Genomic DNA, 22177 nt, shown 5'->3' on the forward strand with positions numbered 1-22177 from the left:
TAGCGAAACAGAAATCGAGGTCAGTTCGCGGCGACGACGCCGGCTTCCGTCTCCTCGGACTCCTCGGCCCGCGCTGCTTTCTCCTCTTCTTCCTTCTTCGCCTTGATCTTCTTCATGCGGAAGATCTCCTCGCGCTCCTGCTCTTCGAGCTTCTGCTCGATGAACTCCTGGTTCTCCTTGAGCTCGGGCAGGAGCTTGAACTCCAGCGCGTTGACGCGGCGCTTGGTCGTCTCGATCTCCGTGAGCATCTTCTTCATCGCCGTCTCGACCTCGGCGGCGAGGATGATGGAGTCGAGCAGTTCCTCGTAGGCCTCTGCGGCCTCGTCGATGCGGGCGGACGTTCCCAGCACGCCGTAGCCACGCTCGTCGAGCGACTTCTTGACCTTCGAGGACTCGATCTGCGGCACGACGACGCCCATGATGTTCTTCGACTCCGTCGTGATCTCGGGGTGTTCCTTCAGCGCCGCGGCGGCGCCGCGGACGGTGACGTCGCCCTCCATGGCGCGCGCCATGTTGATCTTCTGCTGGGCGGTGTCGTAGTTGTCCTCGAGGTTCGAACGGACGTCCTGCGCCTGGTCGAGGATGTCCATGAACTCCATGATGAGACCGTCGCGCTTCTTCTCCAGCGTCCCGTGCCCCCGCTCGGACAACTCGATGCGATCTTCAATCGCCATCAAGTTCTTGCGGGTCGGCTTGACGTCCTTGGCCATTACGAGGTGCTTGCACAGCCAGCCGGTTAACCCTTTACGATTGTCTTCACGCGCGAGCGCGTGTGGGCGGGCGCCGACGGCGCCCGCTCAACCGAGGAACAGGTCCGCGAGGTCGCCGTCGGAGGTTCCCTTGTACAGCTCGGAGTAGCCGCAGTTCGTACACGAGATGACCTTGAACCGACGGTTCTGGATGTCGAACATCTTCGAGAGACCGGAGCCGGTCGTCGAGATGGCGTCTATCTCGGTTTCCCTGTGGCCACATTTCGGGCAGCCGTCGCCGCCGCGGTCCGGTGGAGGACTCATACTTGCGCGTTCTTCGTGACTACGTAAATACTTTTTTCGCCAGACACGAATTCGAGGCATGGCCGGTACCCTCCTGTTCGCCCTGTTCGTCGCGTGCTCGCTCGCCGGGACACTGGTCGTGTACACGTTCGTCGAGGCCGAGACGGCGAACCCGACGGAACTGGACCGCGCGGAAGCCGAACGGCTGGTGAGAAACGATACCGGCGACGAAAACGGAGACCGACCGCGATAGCTCTCGACAGCTGGAGACGGAGAGAGAAAGAACCGGGATTACGCTTCGACCGTCTCGGCCGACGCGTCTTCGCGGTAGTGCTCTTCGATGAGCTCCTCGTCGATGCGGTTGAGCTGCTCCTTGGGGAGCATCGACAGCAGGTCCCAGCCGAGCTCCAGCGTCTCCTCGATGGAGCGGTCGGTGTTGTAGCCCTGCTCGACGAACTCGTTCTCGAAGCGGTCCGCGAAGTCGAGGTACTTGTTGTCCAGTTCGGACAGCGCCTCGCGACCGACGATGTTCACGAGGTCGCGCAGGTCCTCACCCTCCGCGTACGCGGCGTAGAGCTGGTCGGACACGTCGGCGTGGTCGGCGCGGGTGAGCCCCTCACCGATACCGTCGTCCATCAGGCGCGACAGCGACGGCAGCACGTCGACCGGCGGTTCGATACCCTGCGAGTTGAGGTCACGGTCCATCACGATCTGCCCCTCCGTGATGTATCCCGTCAGGTCGGGAATCGGGTGCGTGTCGTCGTCACCCGGCATCGTCAGGATGGGAATCTGCGTGACGGAGCCCTCGCGGTCCTTCAGTCGACCGGCGCGCTCGTAGAGCTGGGCCAGGTCGGTGTACATGTACCCGGGGTAGCCACGGCGACCCGGAACCTCTTCGCGGGCCGCACCGATCTCGCGCAGCGCCTCACAGTAGTTGGTCATGTCCGTGAGGATGACCAGTACGTGGTACCCCTTGTCGAACGCGAGGTACTCGGCGGTGGTGAGTGCGAGTCGCGGGGTGACCGTCCGCTCGACTGCGGGGTCGTCCGCGAGGTTCATGAAGACGACGGAGCGCTCGAGTGCGCCCGTGCGCTCGAAGTCCTCCATGAACTCGTTCGCCTCTTCTGCGGTGATACCCATGGCGCCGAAGATGACTGCGAACTCGGAGTCTTCGCCGTCGCCGCCCTCGTTCTCCTCCGGCACCGTCGCCTGACGGGCGATCTGGAGTGCGAGGTCGTTGTGCGGCAGACCGGACGCCGAGAAGATCGGCAGCTTCTGGCCACGGACGAGGGTGTTCATCCCGTCGATGGCGGAGACACCGGTCTGGATGAACTCCTCGGGGTACTCGCGCGAGTACGGGTTGATAGCCGCGCCGACGATGTCGCGGCGCTCTTCGGGGACGATGTCCGGGCCGCCGTCGATCGGTCGGCCGGACCCGTCCAGGACCCGCCCGAGGAGGTCCTCGGTGACGGGCATCTTCATCGTCTCGCCCAGGAAGCGGACGGACGACTTGCGGTCGATACCGGTGGTGCCCTCGAAGACCTGGATGGATACCAGGCCGTTCGTGGATTCGAGCACCTGGCCACGCTTGGTCTCGCCGGACGGCGTCTCGATTTCGACGATCTCGTCGTAACCGATCGGCTCGTCGACCTCGGCGAACACCAGCGGGCCGCTGATCTCTGTAATCGTCTGGTACTCCTTCATGGTCTTAGTACAGCTCCCGGAGCTGACTCCGAATGTCGTCTTCGAGCTCCTCGATGTACTGCTCGTACTCTTCCTGCACGTTCATGCGGTTGAGCCGCGGTGCAGCGTCGATATCCTGGATCTCCTCGACGGGGACGCCCGCGTCGAGTGCCTCGAACGCCGCGTCGTTGAACGTCTTGATGGCGTCGAGCATCATGTAGATCTTCTCGGGTTCGCAGTAGGTGTCCACGTCGTGGAACGCGTTCTGCTGGAGCCACGCTTCGCGGAGGTAGCGCGCGACCTCGAGGGTCAGCTGCTGGTCCTCCGGCAGCGCGTCCTTCCCGACGAGCTGGACGATTTCCTGCAGTTCTGCCTCCTCGTCGAGGACGTCGACGGCCCACTGGCGCTTCTCCGGGAAGTCCTCGCGGACGTTCTCTCGGTACCAGGGGTCGAGCTGGTCCTTGTACAGCGAGTAGGACTCGTTCCAGTTGATGGCGGGGAAGTGACGACGCTCGGCGAGGTCTGCGTCCAGCGCCCAGAACGTCTTCACGATACGCAGGGTGTTCTGCGTGACGGGCTCGGAGAAGTCACCGCCCGGCGGCGAGACTGCACCGATCGCAGACACCGAACCCTCCGTGCCGTTGATGTTCTCGAACTTCCCTGCGCGCTCGTAGAACTCGGAGAGACGCGCGGCGAGGTAGGCGGGGTAGCCCTCCTCACCGGGCATCTCCTCGAGACGGGACGAGATCTCACGCATGGCCTCTGCCCACCGCGAGGTGGAGTCTGCCATGAGTGCGACGTCGTAGCCCATGTCACGGAAGTACTCCGCGATGGTGATACCGGTGTAGATGCAGGACTCACGCGCTGCGACCGGCATGTTGGAGGTGTTCGCGATGAGGCACGTCCGCGACATCAGCGGTTTGCCCGTCATCGGGTCCTCCAGTTCCGGGAAGTCCTCGATGACTTCCGTCATCTCGTTCCCACGCTCGCCACAGCCGACGTAGACGACGATGTCCGCGTCGGCCCACTTCGCGAGCTGGTGCTGGGTGACGGTCTTCCCGGAGCCGAACGGACCCGGAATCGCCGCCGTCCCACCCTTCGCGATGGGAAACAGGCCGTCGAGGATGCGCTGTCCGGAGACGAGCGGCTCTCGCGGCGTCTTCTTCTCTGCGGAGGGACGGGCACTCCGGACCGGCCACTCCTGGTACATCGAGATCTCTTCGCCGTTCTCGAGTTCGATGACCGTCTCTTGAACCGCGAAGTTGCCGGACTCGGTGGAGGCGACGACGCCTCCCTCGTAGTTGGGCGGCACCATCACCTTGTGCTCGATGGACTCGGTCTCGGGGACGGTCCCGACGACGTCGCCGGGTGCCACCTCGTCGCCCTCGTCGACCGTGGGCGTGAACTCCCAGGTCTTCTCGAGGTCGATACCGGGTGCGTCGACACCACGGTCGAGGAACGCCGAGTTCATCTTCGCCTCCAGCTCGTCGAGCGGGCGCTGGACACCGTCGTAGATGGAGTTCAGCATGCCCGGCCCGAGGTCGACCGTCAGCGGCTCGCCCGTGTTCTCGACGGGTTCACCGGGGGCGACGCCGGACGTCTCCTCGTACACCTGAATCGTGGTCAGGTTCCCTTCGATTTCGATAACCTCGCCCATCAGCCCTTCGTCACCGACGTAGACGACGTCGTTCATCCGGGCGTCGAGGTCCGCGGCGGTCACGACCGGACCGCTCACGCTCTCGATGACGCCGTCCTCGCGGACGGAGTCGGATTCTGTTGCTTGACTCATGATTTAGTCTTCCTCCATCAGGTCGATACCGATGGCTCGCTTGATCTGGTCTCGCAGTCCGCTCTGTCCACCCTCGCCGCCGAGCGTGACGAACACGGGTTCGACGCTCGTGTCGACGATGTTCCGTGGCTCGCGCGAGAGGTAGTCGAGGTCGTCCGCGTGCATCACGACGATGCCGACGCCCTCGTCCTCCGCGGTTCGGCGCACGGCGTCGTCGAGTTCGTCGCCCTTCTCGTCGTCGGGGACGCTCTCGAACTTCCGTACGCCTGCGAGTCGGAACCCGGTGGTGAAGTCCGGACTGCCGATGACCGCTATCTCCTGGCTCATATCGTGACCAGCTCCGCTTCGATTGCTTCCTCGTCGAGCCCTGCCTCCTTGCCCCGTGCGATGGCGCGGATGTTGTCGATCTCGCGCTCCTTGGCGATGAGGTACGCCAGGACGGGACAGATGGAGAGCGGGAACACGTGCGAGAGGTGGTCTGCGTACTCCTGCAGCGCCGCGTCGAGTGCACGCTCGAAGCCGATGAGGCTCTCCGCCTCCTCGAGTTCGTTCAGCGCGCCCGACAGCTTGTCACCGTACGGGCTGTCGCGGATGCGTGCGACGAGCTCGTCCGTGTTGCTCACAAGCTGGGTGAGCTCGTCGGCGTCGAACAGTCGACCGCCCTCGATGAAGTACTCCGAGGGGTCGAGGTCCGAGCCGCTCCGTGCGAGGCGCAGGGCGTTCCGGACGTTCCGGAAGTCGATCTCCGCCTGCAGGTACTCGAGGTAGAGCGCCGCCGGACTGTCCGTGTCCTCGACCGTCCCGACCGCCTCGAGGAGGTGGTCGTAGAAGGCACGGTCGACCGCGTTCTCGAGCGGGACGAGGACGTTCTCCGCCTCGTACTGCTCCATCGCGTCGGTCAGTCCGGGCCCGAAGAGGGTTCCCTGGAGCTGCTCGACGACGTCCTCGATGGACTGCGCTTCGAGCAGTCGCTGGAGGAACCGGTCGTCGAACTCACCGGCACGGATGAGGTCTGCTTCGACCTCTTCCGTGGGGCTGTCCGCGTACAGACCGCGCAGAATCGTCTTGACGTTCCACGCGTCGAACTTGCGGAGGTAGACCGCTATCTGCTCGTAGATGTGACCGGTGGCCCACCCGAGGATGTCCTCGAAGTGCTTCGCGAGGTTCCGGTTGAGCGCGTACTCGATGAGGTCGACGCCGGAGAAGCGCGACCCGAGCGCGTTCATCTCGTCCTCGTACTCGGTCTCTTCCATGTAGCGGGCGATCTCACCCGGCCCCATGCGGACGAGCTTCCGGTAGTCCTCGTCGTCGAACAGCTTGGCTCGACGTGCCCTGACGCGGGCGTTGACGTATTCCGGATTCGAACCGCTTTCGCTCTGACTCATTGCTCGTCGAACAGCCTGGTGGATATCTCGCGGAGGTTGTCCTCCCAGACGTCTTCGAGCACCGAGTCGAACGTGTTGTTGACCCGGAGGCGACTCTCCTCGCTCTCGACGACAACGCCACCCAGGCAGTCGTACTCGCCTGCGTGGCTGAAGCCGTCGTAGTCCGCGAGGATGTCTTCGAGCAGTGCATCGTCGTCGGCGCGGCCGTAGACGGAGATGTCGTCACCGTCGTCGAACTCGGCCGCGGCGGCGTCGAGCAGTGCACGAGTCAGTTCCTCGCGCTCGTCGCCGTCGAGGGAGACGATGGCCTCCTCGACCTGCTCGCGGACCTCCTCGAGGACGTCACGGCGAGCTTCGAGGCGCATCTGCTTGGCCTCCAGTTTGGCGCTCGAGAGCTGCTGTTCGCGCTCCTGTGCTACCGTTCGTTCTGCCGCGCGCTTTGCGTCTTCGAGCGTCTCCTCGGCATCGGCTTCCGCCTCGGAGACGATCTCCTCGGCCTCGGCCTCGGCGTCTTCGCGGATATCGTCCGCACGCGCGCGGGCTTCGTCTCGTATGTCCTCAACTACTGTTTCCAGACTCATTGGTAAGAAGGTGGAGGCGGTTTAGACGAAGAGCGCGACGAGCGCGAAAATCGCCAGGGTCTCCGGCAGGACCGTCAGGAAGACCGCGATACCAGTACTGATGGAGTCCTCGGCGAGGGCGCCGACGGCCGCCGATCCGATACCACGCTCTGCGTAGCCTGCGCCGATCGCGGCGAGACCGATACCGAGGGCGGCACCGGAGCCCTTCGGAATAGCCGGGGCGTTGCCACCGGTCCCCTCCTGGAGGAGGACGGAGGCGAGTTCTGTTGCGCTGTTCAGTGCGTTCATCCCGATGTCGAGAGCTTCGAACATGATTACGTGTACCTCTAACCGAACAGTCGGTATTCCCCGTACTGGACCCATAAAACTTCCCAAAAGAAGCCGCTCTCCACCCGTGTAAACGCTAGATGGCGAGGTGAGAGGGGTTTATACTTTCGATTGTGTTTGGCCAAACTGGCCGGTCGCTCGTGAACAACAGTGAAAGAAGAGACCGCCTCGAACCGCAGGTGCAGCTCAGTCTTCGGTCGTGTGGGTGCGCTCGTAGCCGAAGGGCTCGAACGCGCGGCCGTCGCCGTCGTAGAACTTGTCGAAGAACTCGACGTACTCGAGACGGATTCCCTGCAGGCCGGCACTGGTGACACCGAGCAGCAGCACGGCGAAGTGCCCGACGACGAGGATGAGGACGCCGATGAGCGCCATCCCGATACCGCCGTGGAGCAGACCGCCGAACATGATCTCGGTCACCTCGTGGCCGTGGTGCATGTCGCCGACGTGGGGCATGTGACCCGTGGCGAAGTGCCACGAGGCGTCCTCACCGTGGCCGGTGACGTACACGCCGAAGAAGAGCAGGTTGACGACGAACGCCATGCCTGCCTTCGCCAGCAGCACCGCCGCGAGCCGCAGGTACGAGAGGACGTTGACCAGCACGTTGACGGACTCCAGCGGACCGACGACCAGTCCCGGAGCACCCATGTGCTCGAACTCACCGTACGTCATCACGACGAGGCCCAGGAAGAACAGCCCGAGGCCGATCGTCCCGAAGCTCTCCGGCAGTCCGGTGAAGCCGAGGTCGTAGGCCGGGTGCTCACCACCCAGCGTGGTGAACAGGAAGTCCGGCTTGATGCCACGCTGAGCCTTGCTCAGGATGGCCAGCCAGAGGCCGATCATCATCGTGAGCCACGAGAGGTTGTGGAGCACGACGTCCTTGATGCCGTGGCTGATGTTGTTGATGACGCCGAAGAAGTACCCCAGCGTCAGGTGCGCGAGGCCGGCGAGCAGGCTGACGAACAGCCAGGTCTGGCCGTACTGCGAGTAGTGCGGCTGGAGGCCCTTGTGCATCGGCGGCTTGCCGCCGAACAGCACGTCACCGAGGACGTGGAGGCCGAATATCTCGCCGTACAGGATACCGAACAGCATCGTGAAGCCACCCGCCCACATGGCGATGCCGCCGAGGGCCTTGATGGCGTCACTGTCGAACTTGGAGTACATCGCGAAGCCGGCCGCGGTGTACAGAATACCGTAGCCGAGGTCACCGATCATGAACCCGTAGAACACGGGGAAGGTGAGCATCAGGAAGAACGTCGGGTCGATCTCGTCGTAGCTCGGCAGGCCGACCATCTTGGTCAGCAGTTCGAACGGCTCTGCCGGCTCGGCGTTCTTCTGCATCGTCGGCGGGCTGTCGTTCATCGTGACGACGCCGCCGTCGGTCGCGGCCTCCTTGCCGCTCGCGTGCTGGCTATCTGCCTCGGGAACGGGCTCCGTGTTGTGTGCGTGACCGTCGCGGTACTCGGCGCGCTCGAGCTCCTCCACCGCGGCGTGGTCGCCGACGGTGGCGTCGATGTCGCGCTCGAGGCGGCTGACCGCTTCCGTCGGGATCCAGCCCTCGGCGACGAAGGCGCTCTCCGTCGTCGCGAACTGCAGCGGTGCCTCCGACTTCTGGACGTCGATGGTCAGGCGCTCTTCGGCGGCCATCAGGAAGCTCGCGGCGTCGAGTCGGAGGTCGTGTATCTCGTCTTCGACCGTCGCCAGCTTCGACTGGAGCTGCTGTTTCCGGTGTTTCAGCTCCTCGATGTACTCGACCGGGTCACCCTCCGCGTCCGGAACCTCCTGTCGCGTGAAGTTCGCGCGGACGAGCAGGTCGTCGAGGATGTCCTCACGGGCGTTCGACTCGGGGTACGCGAAGACGGCGACGAGGTCGCCCTCGCCGGACTGGACGTCGTACGTCCGGATGGCCTTCGCCTCCTCGAGCTCCTTCGTGACTTCCTCTACGTCACCCTCACCGACGCCGACCAGCAGCGAGTCGTAGCCGGACAGCAGGTGGAGCGGGATACCGAGCTCGGCGAACGGCGCCATCGAGTCGATCTCCTCGTCGACGTCGCGGAGCTCGGCTTCGAGCTCGTTGCGTCGGTCGTCGAGTTCGTTCGCCTCGACGCGAACCGATTCGAGTTCCTCGTCGAGTGCGTCGTCGGTGACGATACGACTCGGGCCGGCGTGTTCAGCCTCGACCCCGAGGATGCTCTTGATGGAGCGGACCGTGACGAGCTTCTCGGAAGCGGCGTCGGCCCCTTCGACGGGGTCGCCGTTCTCGAAGCCCTCCCAGGAGCCGTCGTAGTCGCTCAGGTGGACGAGGTTTATGTCGTGGACCGTCTCGATGACGTCGTCCATGACCGCCTTGGACCCCGTCACCGAGACCTTGCTCATTTTCTCAGGTCTGTACATGTACCTCCTCCTTGAATGTCTCGAGGACGTAGTCGACGACCTCGTCGGTACGACTCTCGGCGCGGGAACGGAGTTCCTCGCGTTCTTCCTCTCCCGCTTCGAGGATGCGCTCGCGTTCTTCCGCTATCTCTTCGCGAGCCTCCTCGAGGCGTTCGGACTCGAGTTCACGTGCCTCCTCCTCCGCCTCCTGGCGGATCTCTTCGGCACGTTCCCGGGCCTCGGCGATGCGCTCGTCAGCGTCGGCTTCCGCCTCCGCGACGATTTCGTCGGCCTCCGTCTCGGCCGTTTTGATGCGTTCGAGAACCTCTGGCCTCGGCATGGCTTAATCACGCGACTGTTTACACAGCGCCTATAAGGTAGTTGCGAAAGGTCGTGAGGCAGGCGCCCCGTCTCTCGAACCGGGGGCGACTCCATCGCGACAGAACTATGCCGGGAGCTTCCCAAGCCTCGGCCAATGGGAATCCTCGAGAACAAGGCGCGTGCACGGCTGTTCTACAAGTATCTCTCGAAGGTGTACGATACCATCAACCCGTTCATCTGGAACGAAGAGATGCGTACCGAGGCGATCGGGATGCTCGACATCGACGAGGACGACCGCGTCCTCGACGTCGGGTGTGGCACGGGCTTCGCGACCGAAGGGCTGCTGGCACACGAGAACGTCGACGAGGTCTGGGCGCTCGACCAGAGCCCGCACCAGCTGGAGAAGGCCTTCGCGAAGTTCGGCAAGCGCGGCGACGTCCACTTCCACATGGGCGACGCCGAGCGCCTCCCCTTCAAGACGGACAGCTTCGACGTGGTCTGGTCGTCGGGCTCCATCGAGTACTGGCCACAGCCGGTGCGGACGCTCCGCGAGTTCCGGCGCGTCGTCAAGCCGGGCGGGCAGGTACTGGTCGTCGGCCCGAACTACCCGAAGTCGACCGTCTTCCAGAAGCTCGCCGACGCCATCATGCTCTTCTACGACGAGGCGGAGGCCGACCAGATGTTCACGGCCGCCGGCTTCGAGCAGATACAGCACCGACTGATGGGCCCCGACTACGACCCGGACATCGCCATCACGACTCTCGCGCGTGCGCCCACGGACGAGAACGCGGATTCGTCCGAGGCGACCGACACCGAGCGCGACGAGAACGAGGCGGAAGCGGAGGCATGACTCTCGACCGTCGCCAGTAGCGTCGACCCGTCGTACAGTTCGACACACACGCGCGCTCCCGGCGAGAGTGCGGGACTGTTGGTGCCCGCGAGCCGCACACTCGCCGACTCTCCTGCGGTCCACTGTGAATCCGACGCCGAGTTGAACGGCCCCGTCGGCCCCGGTGCGAACCCGCGCGCCGAGAAGAACGGAACGGGCGGCTGGTACCGCAGACGTTCGTCGTCGATGGAGACCACCACCCGCAGGTCCGTCGTGTCCAGCGCATCTCCCCCCGCGTGGGTCAGCGTCAGCCGGTTCGTCACGGGGTCGGCCGTCAGCTCGAACCGGGCCTGGGACGGTGCAGGCGGTGGAGTTGTATCGAACGCACCGACGGCGACGACGCTCGCGAGCGCGAGCGTGACCGTGAGCATGAGGACGGTTCCGAGGACCGGGTTGACGGCACGAGTGGAGCGCACGGCTCCTCTGGCCGCGTCTTCGTACAAGAACTGCGGGGTGGAATCGAAGGACAGTTCGGAACCGGGCCGTCAGTTCGGAACCGTGACCGTCACGGTCCCGTCGGCCGTCTCCACGGTGACCTGGTGCTGGCCGGCCGGCGGGACGTACCAGAGGACGCCGTTCCCGTTCGTCTTCCCGACGACCTGTCCGTCGACGAGTACCGCCCCGGTCAGCGGGCTCTCACCCTCTGCCGTGCGGACGGTGAGCTTGATGGGTCCACCGTTGGCGGTGTGGGCGGCGGTGACGACGACGTCGTCCCGGGTGACGTTGGTCGTCGTACTCACCGGGAGTTCGGCGGTCCGCAGCGTCTGGTACTCGCGGTATACCTTCCGTTCGGAACCGTCGACGTAGAACCTGACGGTTCCCTGGGAGTGGGTCGTCTCGTGGAACCAGTCGCCCTGTGCGAGGAGCCACTGGGTCCCACCCTGTCCGAGATACGGGTACTCCTGCTGGACGAAGTCGAAGAACTCGCTGAGTCCGCTGAACCCGGTCGAGGCGTTGGTGTCACGGTTGTCCAGTCTGACGGCCTCGCGGAGGTACAGTCCACCGTTCGACGTCGAGGTGACCATGTGGACGACGACGCCCTGCTCGGCGCGACGGAGCTGGACCACGGGCACCTCGCGCTCGCCTTCGAGCGACTCCATCAGGGTCTGTCGAGTCTCGGACTGGTACTCGTCGACCTGCCGGTGGAGGTACCGCAGCTCGCGGCCGGTCGTGTCTTCGACCGCCGTCACGGCGGCTTCGAGCTCTTCGGCACGTTCGCCGACGAGAGCGAGCCGTACGAGCAGTTCGCGATCGGATATCGAACCGGCACCGTACGCCCGTATCGCGTCGCGTTCGGCTATTTTCAATTCCCCGATCTGTCGTTCGAGCTGCTGGACCTGTCCGTCGACGAGTGCCTTTCGGGCCTCGGGAGACGACGCTTTCGAGGTCCGCAAGGTGAGAAGTTCGACGTCCAGCCCGCGAGAGAGCCTGTCGCGGGTCATCACGACGGTCGCTCCGAAGTCGGAACCGGGGGTGGCGTACGTCTGGTCCGCGAGCGTATCGAGCGACAGCCGCCGTGTCGTGTTGTTCGACGGCACGATGGATGCGGCCGTTCGGGTATCCGTAACGGAGGGGCCATCGACGGACGACGCGAACGGGCCATCGGCCTGCCGCGAGTCAGCCTGGCCCGATGCTGGGCCCCCTGACGCCGCCAGCATCGGCGTCGTCGCGAGGAGGATGGCGAGGACGACGCACGTGAAACGTCTCATCGGTCACTCATACAGGATGGGACTACAAAAACCGGTCGGCGTGAGACGGTGTCCGCGTCGAAGCATGAGCGCGGTTGAGACGTTTCATAACGCCTGCTGATGTTTTATCTCCGATGGAAAGCGTTTTTTCCCCGGGCGATGGACGGGTTCGTATGCGGAACCTCTCCGTGCTCGTCGCCGCCCTCCTGCTCTCCACGGTTGCTGTCAGCGCTGGGGCAACCGTTCAGGGCGGCGCGCAGCCGGCCACGCAGGTCGGATCAACCGACGTTTCTGCGGTCGCCCCGTTCGAGCCTGCGGACCCGGCCACGGTCATCGAGGTCAACCTGACACAGTCAGGCGACGCGGAGTGGTCTATCACGTACCGGTACCGGTTGACTGGTGAGAACGAGACGACGGCGTTCAGGCAGTACGCGCGGGACGTCGAGGGCGGGTCGGCCGACACGCGGTTCTCACGCAGTACCTTCGAGCGGTTCGCCGCCCAGGCCTCCGCGTGGACCGGACGGAAGATGGAGATCCGGAACGCCGGCTGGAAGAAACCAAGCATCGGCCCCGTCCCCGCGTCCGGCACACCCACGACGACGGTGGCGTCCACGACTGCCGACGTGAACACCACGGCCTCCCCGACGCCGGCCGAGCCGGAGACGAAGATAGGCGAACTGACGTACACCTTCACGTGGACGAACTTCTCGAAGGTCGAGGACGACAAGATCGTCGTGGGAGACGCGTTCGGAACGGAGAACGAGACGTGGTTCCCCCGGCTGTACGAGGGACAGCGACTCGTCATCAACGAGCCCCCGAACTACGCCATCACGAACTCGCCGGCGAACAAGGGTGCCGACGACAGCTCGCTCGTGTGGGACGGCCCACAGACGTTCGACCCGGGCTACATCGAGGCGACCTGGGTCCGCGTCGACAGTCCGCCGGGGACGGACCCTGATGAGGAACCCGAGCAGGGCTTCCCGTTCCTCATCGTCGGAATCGGTGTCCTCGTCGTCCTCGTCGGAACCGGGAGTTACCTCTTCGCTCGCTGGCAGACCGAACGAGAGTTCGGTGAGCCGAAGCCGACACCCAACGGTGGGACGACGGCCGACGACGGTGACGCGCCCGGCGCCACCTCGTCGCCAACCGCTACGGTGGAAGCCGGCGAGGCCGAAACACGAGTCTCCGAGGCCGCTGGCGCAGCCGCCGACACCACTGCCGCGGGAGCGAAGGCGGCCACTGCAGACGAGGACCGCGAGGACGACTCCGAACCCGAGGAAGCAGAGGAGGCCATCGACCCCGAGCTCCTGTCGGACGAAGAACGTGTTCTCCGGATGCTCCGGAAGAACGGCGGGCGGATGAAGCAGGCCAACATCGTCAAAGAGACCGGCTGGTCGAACGCGAAGGTCTCTCAACTGCTCTCAGGGATGGACGAAGACGGCGAGATCGAGAAGCTCCGTATCGGTCGCGAGAACCTCATCACGCTCCCTGGTGAGACCATCGGTGATTTCGACAACAACTGACAGTACTCTATACATTCTCCCGGAAACAGGGAACGCCGGGCGCATCGTTTCGTAACCATTTACGTGGGTGCCTGCAGAACGTGCCTACGATGAAGGTTCTCGTCACTGTCAAGGAGGTGGCCACCGTCGAGGACGAGTTCGAGATCGATGGGACGTCCATCGACGAGACGTACCTCGAATACGACCTCAACGAGTGGGACGACTACGCGGTCGAGGAGGCCGTCCAGCTACAGGAGGCCGGTATCGCCGACGAAGTCGTGACCGTAACTATCGGCCCAGAACGCGCAGAGGAGACCATCCGCATGGCGCTCGCCAAGGGTGCAGACCGCGCCATCCGCGTCTGGGACGACGAACTCGCCGGCGTCGACCTGCTCGACGTGAACGCGAAGACGCGCATCCTCGAGGCCGTCGTGGCCGAAGAGGAGCCCGACCTCGTGCTCTCCGGCGTGCAGGCCGACGATGACGGCTTCGGCGCGACGGGCGTGTCGCTGGCCGACGCGGTGGACTTCGAGTGGGCTGCGGTCGTCAACGCCCTCGACGAGGACTCCCTCGCCGACGACGTCGCGTCCGTGCGCCGTGAGCTCGAAGGCGGCATCGAGGAGCTGACCGACGTCGAGCTCCCCGCCGTCCTCACCATCCAGACGGGTATCAACGAGCCGCGCTACGCGAGCCTGCGCGGCATCCGGATGGCCCAGAAGAAGGAGATCGCCCCGAAGACGCTCGGCGACCTCGGCCTCGACGCCGCGGCAGTCGAGAACGACCTCGAACTCGTAGACATGTACGAACCCGAATCCGAAGGGGACGCCACCTACTTCGAGGGCGGCCCCGACGAGGAAGCCGCACAACTTGCTGACCTGCTGCGCGAGAAGGGGGTGGGCGCACAATGAGTGATATTCTCGTCGTCGCCGAACACCGCCGCGGTGAACTGCGCGACGTCAGCTTCGAACTCGTCACGGCCGGCCGCGAACTCGCCGACGCGACCGGCGGCGAGCTCCACGTCGCCGTCATCTCCGGCGACGTCGACACCTTCGCCGAGCAGCTCTCGCTCGACGGCGTGGACACCATCCACACCGTCGCCGAGGGCGAGGAGTTCAACCACGACGTCTACACGCAGGTCATCGAGCAGCTGTACGACGATATCGGCCCGCAGTTCGTCGTCATGCCGAACTCCGTCAACGGCCTCGACTACGCGCCGGCAGTCGCGAACCGACTCGACCTGCCCTACGTCAGCGACCTCGTCTCGATGGAACTCGACGGCGACACGCTGTCGGCCCACCGCGAGATGTACGGCGGCAAGGTCGAGACGACGACCACCGTCCCCGCCGAACACGTCGCACTGTCCGTCCGGCCGGGCGAGTGGCCCGCCACCGAGGACGCCGGCGACGCCGCCGTCGAGGCGTTCGACGCGGACATCGACGAGTCTCTGGTTCGCTCGACCGTCACCGGCTTCGAGGAGGTCGCCGGCGGCGACGTCGACATCAGCGAGGCGAACGTGCTCGTCAGCGTCGGCCGCGGTATCGAGGAGGAGGACAACCTCGACCTCATCTTCGAGCTCGCAGACGCACTCGACGCGACGGTCTCATCCTCGCGCCCCATCGTCGACGCCGGCTGGCTGCCGAAGAACCGCCAGGTCGGCCAGTCCGGGAAGGTCGTCACCCCCGACGTCTACATCGCCATCGGCATCTCCGGGGCGGTCCAGCACGTCGCCGGGATGAAGGGCGCCGAGACCATCGTCGCCATCAACACCGACCCGAACGCGCCCATCTACGACATCGCTGACTACGGCGTCGTCGACGACCTGTTCGACGTCGTTCCGGCACTCATCGAGCAGTTCTCGTAGAGCGAGCGATACCGTCTTCCGTTTTTCAGCGATCACCCCTCGAGCGCTGCATCCCACCGCCCATCCCGTGTTGCTCGATAGCAAACCGCACATATCCTCTCGAGCAATCATATAAATTTTCAGTACGAACGCCCCATCCGGACGATACTCACAGCGCTGCCGTCCTCGGGTGGCGTGACGGACTTTCGCACTGGGTCGGCAACGTGTATCGGCAAATAGAAATAAGTGTTACAAGTGATTGGACACGTATCATGCCAAGCCAGACGACACGACGACGGGCGCTCGGGATGGCCGGTGGGGCCATCGCCGCGGCGCTCGCGGGCTGTACGTCGGCCGTGCCCGGGATGCAATCGGGCGACGGCGGCGGACCGACGACGACAGCCAGACCGAAGGTCGACCCGGGCGCGACGACCATCGGGATGTTGTACGCGACGGGTGGACTCGGTGACGAATCGTTCAACGACATGGCGAACCGCGGCGTCAAGAAGGCGCGCGTCGAGTTCGGTGTCGAGTACAAGAACGAGGTTCCGGCGAAGGTCGAGGACATGGGCAAACTCCAGACGCAGTACGCCGAGTCGACCGACCCGGCGTTCGACCTGACCGTGTGCGTCGGCTTCCTGCAGCAGTCGTCGCTGAAGAAGGTCTCGAAGGAGCACCCTGACCAGCAGTTCATGCTCATCGACTCCGTCGTCCAGCGCGACAACGTCGCGAACTACACGTTCAAAGAGCACGAGGGCTCGTTCCAGGTGGGCCACCTCGCGGGCCTGCTGACGAACCAGGGCTTCTCTGCCGGCGCGGGCCAGACCCGACTCGACCGGAAGACCGTGGGCTTCGTCGGCGGCGTGGAGTCCGGCCTCATCGAGAAGTTCGAGGCGGGCTTCAAAGCCGGCGTCGCACACGCAGACGAGAATGTAGAGGTCCTGACCTCGTACGTGGGCAGTTTCGCCGACGCCGAGGGAGGCAAGGCCGCGGCGCAGAAGATGTACGACGACGGTGCGGACATCGTCTACCACGCGGCGGGTGGCAGCGGAATCGGCGTCTTCCAGGCCGCACAGGAGAACGGCCGGTTCGCCATCGGCGTCGACTCCGACCAGTCCGCGAGTGACCCGCGCTACGCGAACGTCATCCTCGCGAGCATGGTCAAGCGCGTCGACACCGCGGTGTTCCAGGCCATCGAGAACGTCCACAACGACGAGTTCGGTGGCGGGAGCATCACCTCGCTCGGCCTCGAACAGAACGGTGTGAAGGCCGTCTACGGCAGCCCCGTCGGCGAGGAAATTCCCGACGGCGTGAAGTCGAAACTCGACGACTCCCGACAGGCTATCATCGGCGGGAGCATCGACGTACCGTCGACGATGGAGGAGAACTGACATGGGAGACGATTCCTCCCGCTCCATCGCGGCGATGCTGACACCCGGATTCATCCGGAAACGGTACTCGGTCAAGTTCGCGGTCTCCATCTTCTTCGTCGTCCTCATCATCGGCTCAATCGGTGCCGCAGGCTACGTCCAGACGAAGGACACGGTCGAGTCGAACACGCAGGCACAGCTCCAGGAGACGAGTGCGCTCCGGGCGTCGTCGCTCTCCGAGTGGACCCAGAGCATGCGCACCCAGACACGGTCGGTCTCCGCCGGTGAGGCACTACAGTCCGACGGTAACGCCGACTCGTACCTGCAGACCGAACAGTCACGGCTGTCGAACGACATCCTCGGCATCCACATGGTCAACAGCTCGACCGGCCGCGTGATGGCGAGTACCGACCCCATCGTCGGCTTCCAGCTCGAGAAGCTGGGCGTCCCGTGGGCCAACGCGAAGGTAACCTCGGGCTCGGCCGACACCGCCGACCAGGTGTGGGTCTCCGACAGCTCCTACGACTCGCCGCTGATGCCGTACACCCGCGGTGACGTCGTCGCGTTCGCGAGCGCCGTACCGAACACGGACGACCGGTACGTCGTCGTCGTCACGCGTATCCAGTCCCACCTGGAGACCATCAAGGACTCCGAGACGGACGGCCAGACCCGCATCATCAACGAGAAAGGCGGAACCGTCCTCACGCCGGGCGGCTCCATCGACCCGGCCGTCCACGAGGCCTCGCTCGACGAGGCACGCGCCACCGAGGACACCACCTTCCAGGAGGCCAACGGTCAGGTCCACGCGTACGCCCCTGTCGAGGGGACCAACTGGGTCGCCATCACCAGCGTCGACACCGAGACCGCGTTCGCCGTTCGCGACGCGGTCGGGTTCAACGTCGGCGCCATCGTCCTGAGCGGGCTGCTCGCGCTCGGCCTCGTCGGTATCGTGCTCGGTCGCCAGACCGTCACGCCGCTGGCTCGCCTGCGCGACCGAGCCAGCGAGATGGAAGACGGGAACCTCGACGTCGACCTCGAGTCGAACCGCGTCGACGAGATCGGTCGTCTGTACGACGGCTTCGCCGGAATGCGCGACTCGCTCCGGGCACAGATTCAGGAGGCGAACGACGCACGCGCCGACGCAGAGGCCGCCCAGGCGCAGGCGGAACGGCTCAACCAGCACCTCGAGCACAAGGCGTCCGAGTACTCGCAGGTCATGCAGCGGTGTGCCGACGGCGACCTCACGGCCCGGATGGACCCGGAATCGGACAACGAGTCCATGGCGGCCATCGCCCGGGAGTTCAACGAGATGCTCGCCGAGATGGACGCGACCGTGGCCCGACTCCGCTCGTTCGCGACCGACGTCGCGAGCGCGTCAGAGGAGGTTACCGCCAGCGCCGAGGAGGTCCAGAGCGCCAGTCAGCAGGTCTCGACCTCGGTGCAGGAGATCTCGGACGGCTCCGAACGCCAGCACGCACAGTTCCAGAACGTCTCCGCGGAGATGGACTCGCTGTCGACCACGACCGAGGAGATCGCGGCCTCCTCGAACGAGGTCGCGGACCTCGCCCAGCGGACGGCCGAGACCGGCCGGCAGGGACGTGAAGCCGCACAGGCGGCCATCGAGAGCATGGGAGAGATCGAGGAGGACTCGAGCGAGGCCGTCGAGGCCATCGCCGAACTCGAACGCGAGATGGAGCAGATAGACGAGCTCATCGAGTTCATCTCCGGCGTCGCAAAGGAGACCAACATGCTCGCGCTGAACGCGAACATCGAGGCCTCCCGCGGCGGCAGCGCCGGTGACGGCGACGGCTTCGCGGTCGTCGCACAGCAGGTCAAGGAACTCGCAGAGGAGACCAAGGGCGCTGCCGACGACATCGAAGAGCGCCTCGAGGGTATCCAGACCAAGACGGACCGCACCGCAGAAGAGGTCCAGAAGACCTCCGCTCGCGTCTCCGAGAACCGGACCGCCGTCGAGAACGCGGCCGGTGCGCTCGACGAGATCGCCGAGTACGCAGAGCACACGAACGACGGCGTCCAGGAGATATCGGCGGCGTCCGAAGAGCAGGCTGCCTCCACCGAGGAGGTCGTCGCCATGATGGACGAAGCGGCGACCATCTCCGAGGAGACGACGGCCGAGGCCGAGAACGTGGCCGCGGCCGCCGAGGAGCAGACCTCCTCCCTCTCCGAGGTCACCGACAGTGCGAGCAACCTCGCACAGCAGGCGTCGTTCCTCAGCCGGGCACTCGACCGCTTCGAGACCGGCGAGGCTGACGACGTCGAGTCCGTCGACCACGCGTCGCCCGACGAGCTGACCACGTCGTCCGAACAGCACACGTCGTCCGAACAGCACGCTGCGTCTGAGCAGCAGCGTCAACCGGAGCACCACCAGGAGCTGTCCCAGGAACCGCAGACGGACGGCCAGGGCCCCGAGTTCCGCTTCGGCGACCACTGACGCGTTCCGTCACCTACTTTTCGGGGCGTTCCCAAGCCGACTGTGATGGAGTTCTTGAAGCGCCGGCGCGGGCTCGTCGACGACCGGTTAGTCGAGGTGCTCGACGCCGTCGAACCGTCGGCTCTCGCCGAGGAGCTGCGACACGTCTCGCTCTCCGGCGGCAAGCGCGTCCGGCCGACGGTCACGGTCCTCGCGTGCGAGACCGCAGGTGGGGACGCGGAGGACGCGGTCGACTTCGGGGTGGGTATCGAACTCGTACACAACGCGAGTCTGGTCGTCGACGACATCATCGACCAGTCCGCGGTTCGCCGGGGGACCGCCGCGGCCTGGTCGGAGTACGGCTACGGCCCGGCCATCGTCGCCTCCGACGGCCTGCTCGGCGAGGCGTTCGCCCTGTTCTCGTCGAACCCGCAGGCGATGCAGGTCGTCGCCGAGGCGATGGTCGAACTGAGCGAGGGCGAGGCGACAGAGCTCGTCTCCCAGCCCACGAACGAGGAGGAGTACATGGAGCTCGCCCGCCGGAAGACGGGCGCGCTGTTCCGCGCCGCGGCCGAACTCGGTGCCATCGCCGCCGAGGCCGACGCCTACACGGTCGAGGCGCTGGGCGAGTACGCCGAGCGCGTCGGCATCGCCTTCCAGATTCGCGACGACGTCCTCGACGCCACAGCGGACGCCGACGACCTCGGCAAGCCGACCGGACAGGACGAGGAGATGGAGCGGCCCTCGGTCGTGCAGGTCACGGAGCTCACGCCAGAGGAGGCCAACGAGCGGGCGAAGGCCGAGGCCGAGGCCGCCCTCGACGCCCTGGCGAAGGTCGACTCCGGCGACTCGCAGGCCCGGGAGTACCTCCGCGACCTGGCGCAGTTCGTGGTCGTCAGAGAGCGGTAGACGGCGAACGACTGTTTCTGAACACTCACTCTGGCGCGTGCGGAGAGTCGATCCGAGCGATAGCGAGGGGCGGCTGTCGAAATCGCGCGAGGGGCGAGGTGTGAGCCGGAGGCGAGCACCGAGTCGGCTGGGGAGGAGAGCGAGGCGACGCAGTCGCCTCGTGGCGAACGGCTGGTTCACCAGCCGTGAGCAGTGGTGCGAGGCTGTGCGAGGCTGTGCGGGGCGGTTCTCGTTTCCATCGTGATTCGGACCAGTGTCCCGGCACTGCCAGTCACTCCGACGCTCCCACGCTCACCTCTCCCACGCTCACCTCCACGACACGCCACAGAAGAGATTTATCCCGATACATCGACACGTCAAGTATGCCGACCAGCCCTCCCTCCCGCGCCGAGCAGGCACTGGTCCTGCTCGGGTCGATACTCACGGCCTACGGGTCCTACGGCCCGTGGGTCCGGGTGAATCCGACGCTCCCACCGGACGCAGCAGTCCCAACCATCGGTCTCTTCAAGATGTGGCCCGGCTTCACCCCGCTCGACTGGCTCCCGGTCGCCGCCGCCCTCCTCGGGACCCTCGCCGTCGGCCGGAACTGGCACGCGAGGAGGCGGTGGGGCCTCTCCGCCGGTGCCGGGCTCCTCACCTGCACCTGGGGGCTCTACTACGGCGCGACGATGATTCGCGGCTACTCCGTCCTCGCGCCGTTCTCCGGGACCTTCGTCCCGACGCCCCAGTGGTACCTCACGCTTCTCGGCGGCCTCCTGCTCCTCGGAAACGGCCTCCGGCGACTGGCACGGATGCGGCTCACCAGCCGAACCCAGCCGCGAGAACCGACCGCAGAATAACCGTCCTCAACTCGTCCGTCCCTTCGCCGAGTAGTGCGTCTCCACGATGGCGAACGCGAGCGTGCTGACCAGCCCGAGCAACGTCCCGCCCGTGAGCACCGCCGCCAGCACCGACAGCGAGAGCTGCTCGAGGAAGAAGGCGGCGACGGCGTGCAGTACCGCGCCCATCGCGACCACGTAGAACGGCGCGTTGAGGTAGCGCCACTCCAGCCGGCCAGCAATGTACTCGTCGGTAATCTGGCCGAGGCTAGTCGTCACGCCCGCGGCGGCGAACCACCGGACCGCGCCGAAGGCCAGCGCCGCGAGTACCTGCGACGCGCTCAGGTTGCCCGCCGTCTCCGCCTGCAGGGCCTCGAGGTACTCGATGCCGCTGACGCCGCCGACGACCAGTAGCGCGGCGGCGACCACGTACGAGATGAGCGTCATCCGCCCGGCGTAGAGCCCGGAGCGACCGCGTTCGACCGCGGCGTCGAGCTTCTCGCCGAGCCCCAGCCCCCGCGAGAGGACGTACAGGCCGAGCAACGCGGAGGCGAGCCCGAGCACCGTCCCGACCGTGACGTTGAGGAACGTCGCCGCGATGGCGAGCGGGTAGACCATAAGCAGGATACCGAGCGGGACGAGGATGGTCCCGCGGGTCTCGGGGTCGTTGAGCACCTGCTTCATCGTGTAGTATATCGACTCGAGGTCCTGCGCCTGCCGGACGACGACCCGACGGACGCCGTCGACGCGCACCCGGGAGCGGATGACCGGGATGACCGACTCGTCCTGGGCCCCGTCGGTGACGATGAGCGCCGTGACCTCCTCGCTGGTCGACAGGCTGGCGAGGACCTCGTCGACCTCGGCGCCCACCTTCCGGTTGGCGCTGACGTCCGACTTCTCGTTGCCGGCGACGGCGGCGACCTCGACCGTCTCGTCCGTGATGGTGTCACACAAATTGACTCCCTGGAAGAGGACGTTCACGTCCGAGTCCTCGGGGTCGACGGTTGCGAGTTTCACCGCGGCGTCCTCGACGTTCTCACGGCCGACGACGGGCGTCCGGACGCCCGCCTTCCGACCGATGTCGTCGTCGAGGTCGACACACAGCACCAGGAGCATTCACCCCGAGAGTTTGCAGGACTGGTTTAACTGTGTTTGGTTGCTGGACGTATGCACCTGGGCATGGGTGGACGGTATCGACGGGCCTACCCCCAGCGTCGAGAAGCAGTTCACGAATCACGACGGAAGCGAGAACCGCCCCGCACAGCCTCGCACAGCCTCGCAC

General features: G+C 65.5%; 22 protein-coding genes. 9 read left to right on the plus strand and 13 right to left on the minus strand.

Annotated features, from left to right (window positions below):
• Positions 1-20: 20 nt before the first annotated feature.
• Positions 21-710, minus strand: coding sequence for a V-type ATP synthase subunit D (locus ACSC1Y_RS07395; RefSeq protein ID WP_435334102.1), 690 nt, complete (start codon positions 708-710; stop codon positions 21-23).
• A gap of 87 nt (positions 711-797) precedes the next feature.
• Positions 798-1013 (minus strand): zinc ribbon domain-containing protein, encoded by a 216-nt coding sequence (locus tag ACSC1Y_RS07400; protein WP_435334103.1) that lies wholly within the window; start codon positions 1011-1013, stop codon positions 798-800.
• 58 nt (positions 1014-1071) lie between these two features.
• On the opposite strand from ACSC1Y_RS07400, the gene ACSC1Y_RS07405 reads away from it, so the two are divergent.
• Positions 1072-1245, plus strand: coding sequence for a DUF8143 family protein (locus tag ACSC1Y_RS07405; protein ID WP_435334104.1), 174 nt, complete (start codon positions 1072-1074; stop codon positions 1243-1245).
• Between the two features lie 38 nt (positions 1246-1283).
• Here the strand turns inward: ACSC1Y_RS07405 and ACSC1Y_RS07410 are convergent, their stop codons facing one another.
• From ACSC1Y_RS07410 to ahaH, 8 genes are all read right to left on the minus strand, one after another.
• Positions 1284-2696, minus strand: coding sequence for an ATP synthase subunit B (locus tag ACSC1Y_RS07410; protein ID WP_435334105.1), 1413 nt, complete (start codon positions 2694-2696; stop codon positions 1284-1286).
• A gap of 4 nt (positions 2697-2700) precedes the next feature.
• Positions 2701-4464 carry an ATP synthase subunit A gene (locus ACSC1Y_RS07415; RefSeq protein ID WP_435334106.1) on the minus strand — a complete coding sequence of 588 codons (1764 nt, stop codon included), beginning with the start codon at positions 4462-4464 and terminating at the stop codon, positions 2701-2703.
• A 3-nt stretch (positions 4465-4467) separates the two neighbouring features.
• Entirely contained in the window at positions 4468-4791 is a 324-nt protein-coding gene (locus ACSC1Y_RS07420; RefSeq protein ID WP_435334107.1) for a V-type ATP synthase subunit F, read from the minus strand.
• A complete protein-coding gene (locus ACSC1Y_RS07425) occupies positions 4788-5849 on the minus strand; it encodes a V-type ATP synthase subunit C (protein WP_435334108.1) in 1062 nt (353 codons plus the stop codon). Before ACSC1Y_RS07425 ends, ACSC1Y_RS07420 begins: the two co-directional genes overlap by 4 nt.
• Positions 5846-6430 (minus strand): V-type ATP synthase subunit E, encoded by a 585-nt coding sequence (locus ACSC1Y_RS07430; protein ID WP_435334110.1) that lies wholly within the window; start codon positions 6428-6430, stop codon positions 5846-5848. Before ACSC1Y_RS07430 ends, ACSC1Y_RS07425 begins: the two co-directional genes overlap by 4 nt.
• Before the next feature lie 21 nt (positions 6431-6451).
• Positions 6452-6742: a hypothetical protein gene (locus tag ACSC1Y_RS07435; protein WP_435334111.1), complete on the minus strand. Its 291-nt coding sequence runs from the start codon at positions 6740-6742 to the stop codon at positions 6452-6454.
• 201 nt (positions 6743-6943) lie between these two features.
• On the minus strand, positions 6944-9148 hold the full coding sequence (locus ACSC1Y_RS07440) for a V-type ATP synthase subunit I (RefSeq protein WP_435334112.1): 2205 nt from the start codon (positions 9146-9148) through the stop codon (positions 6944-6946).
• Positions 9135-9467 (minus strand): ATP synthase archaeal subunit H, encoded by a 333-nt coding sequence (gene ahaH, locus ACSC1Y_RS07445; protein ID WP_435334113.1) that lies wholly within the window; start codon positions 9465-9467, stop codon positions 9135-9137. Before ahaH ends, ACSC1Y_RS07440 begins: the two co-directional genes overlap by 14 nt.
• Before the next feature lie 135 nt (positions 9468-9602).
• Between ahaH and ACSC1Y_RS07450 the strand changes: the two genes are divergently transcribed.
• Positions 9603-10298, plus strand: a complete 696-nt coding sequence (locus ACSC1Y_RS07450; protein ID WP_435334114.1) for a methyltransferase domain-containing protein — start codon at positions 9603-9605, stop codon at positions 10296-10298.
• Here ACSC1Y_RS07450 and ACSC1Y_RS07455 read toward each other — a convergent pair.
• Together ACSC1Y_RS07455 and ACSC1Y_RS07460 are read right to left on the minus strand one after the other, a co-directional pair.
• Entirely contained in the window at positions 10181-10753 is a 573-nt protein-coding gene (locus ACSC1Y_RS07455; RefSeq protein ID WP_435334115.1) for a type IV pilin domain-containing protein, read from the minus strand. The genes ACSC1Y_RS07450 and ACSC1Y_RS07455 overlap by 118 nt on opposite strands.
• A 69-nt stretch (positions 10754-10822) precedes the next feature.
• On the minus strand, positions 10823-12046 hold the full coding sequence (locus ACSC1Y_RS07460; RefSeq protein WP_435334116.1) for a DUF7096 domain-containing protein: 1224 nt from the start codon (positions 12044-12046) through the stop codon (positions 10823-10825).
• A 152-nt stretch (positions 12047-12198) separates the two neighbouring features.
• Between ACSC1Y_RS07460 and ACSC1Y_RS07465 the strand changes: the two genes are divergently transcribed.
• From ACSC1Y_RS07465 to ACSC1Y_RS07495, 7 genes are all read left to right on the plus strand, one after another.
• On the plus strand, positions 12199-13548 hold the full coding sequence (locus tag ACSC1Y_RS07465) for a helix-turn-helix transcriptional regulator (protein ID WP_435334117.1): 1350 nt from the start codon (positions 12199-12201) through the stop codon (positions 13546-13548).
• Positions 13549-13637: 89 nt separating this feature from the next.
• Positions 13638-14435 (plus strand): electron transfer flavoprotein subunit beta/FixA family protein, encoded by a 798-nt coding sequence (locus tag ACSC1Y_RS07470; protein WP_435334118.1) that lies wholly within the window; start codon positions 13638-13640, stop codon positions 14433-14435.
• Positions 14432-15388, plus strand: coding sequence for an electron transfer flavoprotein subunit alpha/FixB family protein (locus ACSC1Y_RS07475; protein WP_435334120.1), 957 nt, complete (start codon positions 14432-14434; stop codon positions 15386-15388). Before ACSC1Y_RS07470 ends, ACSC1Y_RS07475 begins: the two co-directional genes overlap by 4 nt.
• Before the next feature lie 251 nt (positions 15389-15639).
• Positions 15640-16758 carry a BMP family lipoprotein gene (locus tag ACSC1Y_RS07480; protein WP_435334121.1) on the plus strand — a complete coding sequence of 373 codons (1119 nt, stop codon included), beginning with the start codon at positions 15640-15642 and terminating at the stop codon, positions 16756-16758.
• 1 nt (position 16759) lies between these two features.
• Positions 16760-19189 carry a methyl-accepting chemotaxis protein gene (locus tag ACSC1Y_RS07485; protein WP_435334122.1) on the plus strand — a complete coding sequence of 810 codons (2430 nt, stop codon included), beginning with the start codon at positions 16760-16762 and terminating at the stop codon, positions 19187-19189.
• 45 nt (positions 19190-19234) lie between these two features.
• Positions 19235-20077: a polyprenyl synthetase family protein gene (locus tag ACSC1Y_RS07490; protein ID WP_435334123.1), complete on the plus strand. Its 843-nt coding sequence runs from the start codon at positions 19235-19237 to the stop codon at positions 20075-20077.
• A 362-nt stretch (positions 20078-20439) separates the two neighbouring features.
• Positions 20440-20916, plus strand: coding sequence for a hypothetical protein (locus tag ACSC1Y_RS07495; protein WP_435334124.1), 477 nt, complete (start codon positions 20440-20442; stop codon positions 20914-20916).
• Between the two features lie 6 nt (positions 20917-20922).
• Here ACSC1Y_RS07495 and ACSC1Y_RS07500 read toward each other — a convergent pair whose 3' ends face one another.
• Entirely contained in the window at positions 20923-22011 is a 1089-nt protein-coding gene (locus ACSC1Y_RS07500) for a DUF373 family protein (protein WP_435334125.1), read from the minus strand.
• Positions 22012-22177 lie beyond the last annotated feature (166 nt).

It is taken from the genome of Haloarchaeobius lipolyticus (assembly GCF_051208015.1).
In the GTDB taxonomy this organism is placed as follows: Archaea; Halobacteriota; Halobacteria; order Halobacteriales; family Natrialbaceae; genus Haloarchaeobius.

What these genes read in the sequence shown, in the direction of transcription:
- ACSC1Y_RS07425 (WP_435334108.1), bottom strand. Translation starts at nt 5,849, where the DNA reads ATGAGTCAGAGCGAAAGCGGTTCGAATCCGGAATACGTCAACGCCCGC.
- ACSC1Y_RS07435 (WP_435334111.1), bottom strand. Translation starts at nt 6,742, where the DNA reads ATGTTCGAAGCTCTCGACATCGGGATGAACGCACTGAACAGCGCAACA.
- ACSC1Y_RS07500 (WP_435334125.1), bottom strand. Translation starts at nt 22,011, where the DNA reads ATGCTCCTGGTGCTGTGTGTCGACCTCGACGACGACATCGGTCGGAAG.
- ahaH (WP_435334113.1), bottom strand. Translation starts at nt 9,467, where the DNA reads ATGCCGAGGCCAGAGGTTCTCGAACGCATCAAAACGGCCGAGACGGAG.
- ACSC1Y_RS07395 (WP_435334102.1), bottom strand. Translation starts at nt 710, where the DNA reads ATGGCCAAGGACGTCAAGCCGACCCGCAAGAACTTGATGGCGATTGAA.
- ACSC1Y_RS07485 (WP_435334122.1), top strand. Translation starts at nt 16,760, where the DNA reads ATGGGAGACGATTCCTCCCGCTCCATCGCGGCGATGCTGACACCCGGA.
- ACSC1Y_RS07400 (WP_435334103.1), bottom strand. Translation starts at nt 1,013, where the DNA reads ATGAGTCCTCCACCGGACCGCGGCGGCGACGGCTGCCCGAAATGTGGC.
- ACSC1Y_RS07480 (WP_435334121.1), top strand. Translation starts at nt 15,640, where the DNA reads ATGCCAAGCCAGACGACACGACGACGGGCGCTCGGGATGGCCGGTGGG.
- ACSC1Y_RS07450 (WP_435334114.1), top strand. Translation starts at nt 9,603, where the DNA reads ATGGGAATCCTCGAGAACAAGGCGCGTGCACGGCTGTTCTACAAGTAT.
- ACSC1Y_RS07495 (WP_435334124.1), top strand. Translation starts at nt 20,440, where the DNA reads ATGCCGACCAGCCCTCCCTCCCGCGCCGAGCAGGCACTGGTCCTGCTC.
- ACSC1Y_RS07490 (WP_435334123.1), top strand. Translation starts at nt 19,235, where the DNA reads ATGGAGTTCTTGAAGCGCCGGCGCGGGCTCGTCGACGACCGGTTAGTC.
- ACSC1Y_RS07415 (WP_435334106.1), bottom strand. Translation starts at nt 4,464, where the DNA reads ATGAGTCAAGCAACAGAATCCGACTCCGTCCGCGAGGACGGCGTCATC.
- ACSC1Y_RS07475 (WP_435334120.1), top strand. Translation starts at nt 14,432, where the DNA reads ATGAGTGATATTCTCGTCGTCGCCGAACACCGCCGCGGTGAACTGCGC.
- ACSC1Y_RS07465 (WP_435334117.1), top strand. Translation starts at nt 12,199, where the DNA reads ATGCGGAACCTCTCCGTGCTCGTCGCCGCCCTCCTGCTCTCCACGGTT.
- ACSC1Y_RS07410 (WP_435334105.1), bottom strand. Translation starts at nt 2,696, where the DNA reads ATGAAGGAGTACCAGACGATTACAGAGATCAGCGGCCCGCTGGTGTTC.
- ACSC1Y_RS07460 (WP_435334116.1), bottom strand. Translation starts at nt 12,046, where the DNA reads ATGAGACGTTTCACGTGCGTCGTCCTCGCCATCCTCCTCGCGACGACG.
- ACSC1Y_RS07420 (WP_435334107.1), bottom strand. Translation starts at nt 4,791, where the DNA reads ATGAGCCAGGAGATAGCGGTCATCGGCAGTCCGGACTTCACCACCGGG.
- ACSC1Y_RS07430 (WP_435334110.1), bottom strand. Translation starts at nt 6,430, where the DNA reads ATGAGTCTGGAAACAGTAGTTGAGGACATACGAGACGAAGCCCGCGCG.
- ACSC1Y_RS07440 (WP_435334112.1), bottom strand. Translation starts at nt 9,148, where the DNA reads ATGTACAGACCTGAGAAAATGAGCAAGGTCTCGGTGACGGGGTCCAAG.
- ACSC1Y_RS07470 (WP_435334118.1), top strand. Translation starts at nt 13,638, where the DNA reads ATGAAGGTTCTCGTCACTGTCAAGGAGGTGGCCACCGTCGAGGACGAG.
- ACSC1Y_RS07405 (WP_435334104.1), top strand. Translation starts at nt 1,072, where the DNA reads ATGGCCGGTACCCTCCTGTTCGCCCTGTTCGTCGCGTGCTCGCTCGCC.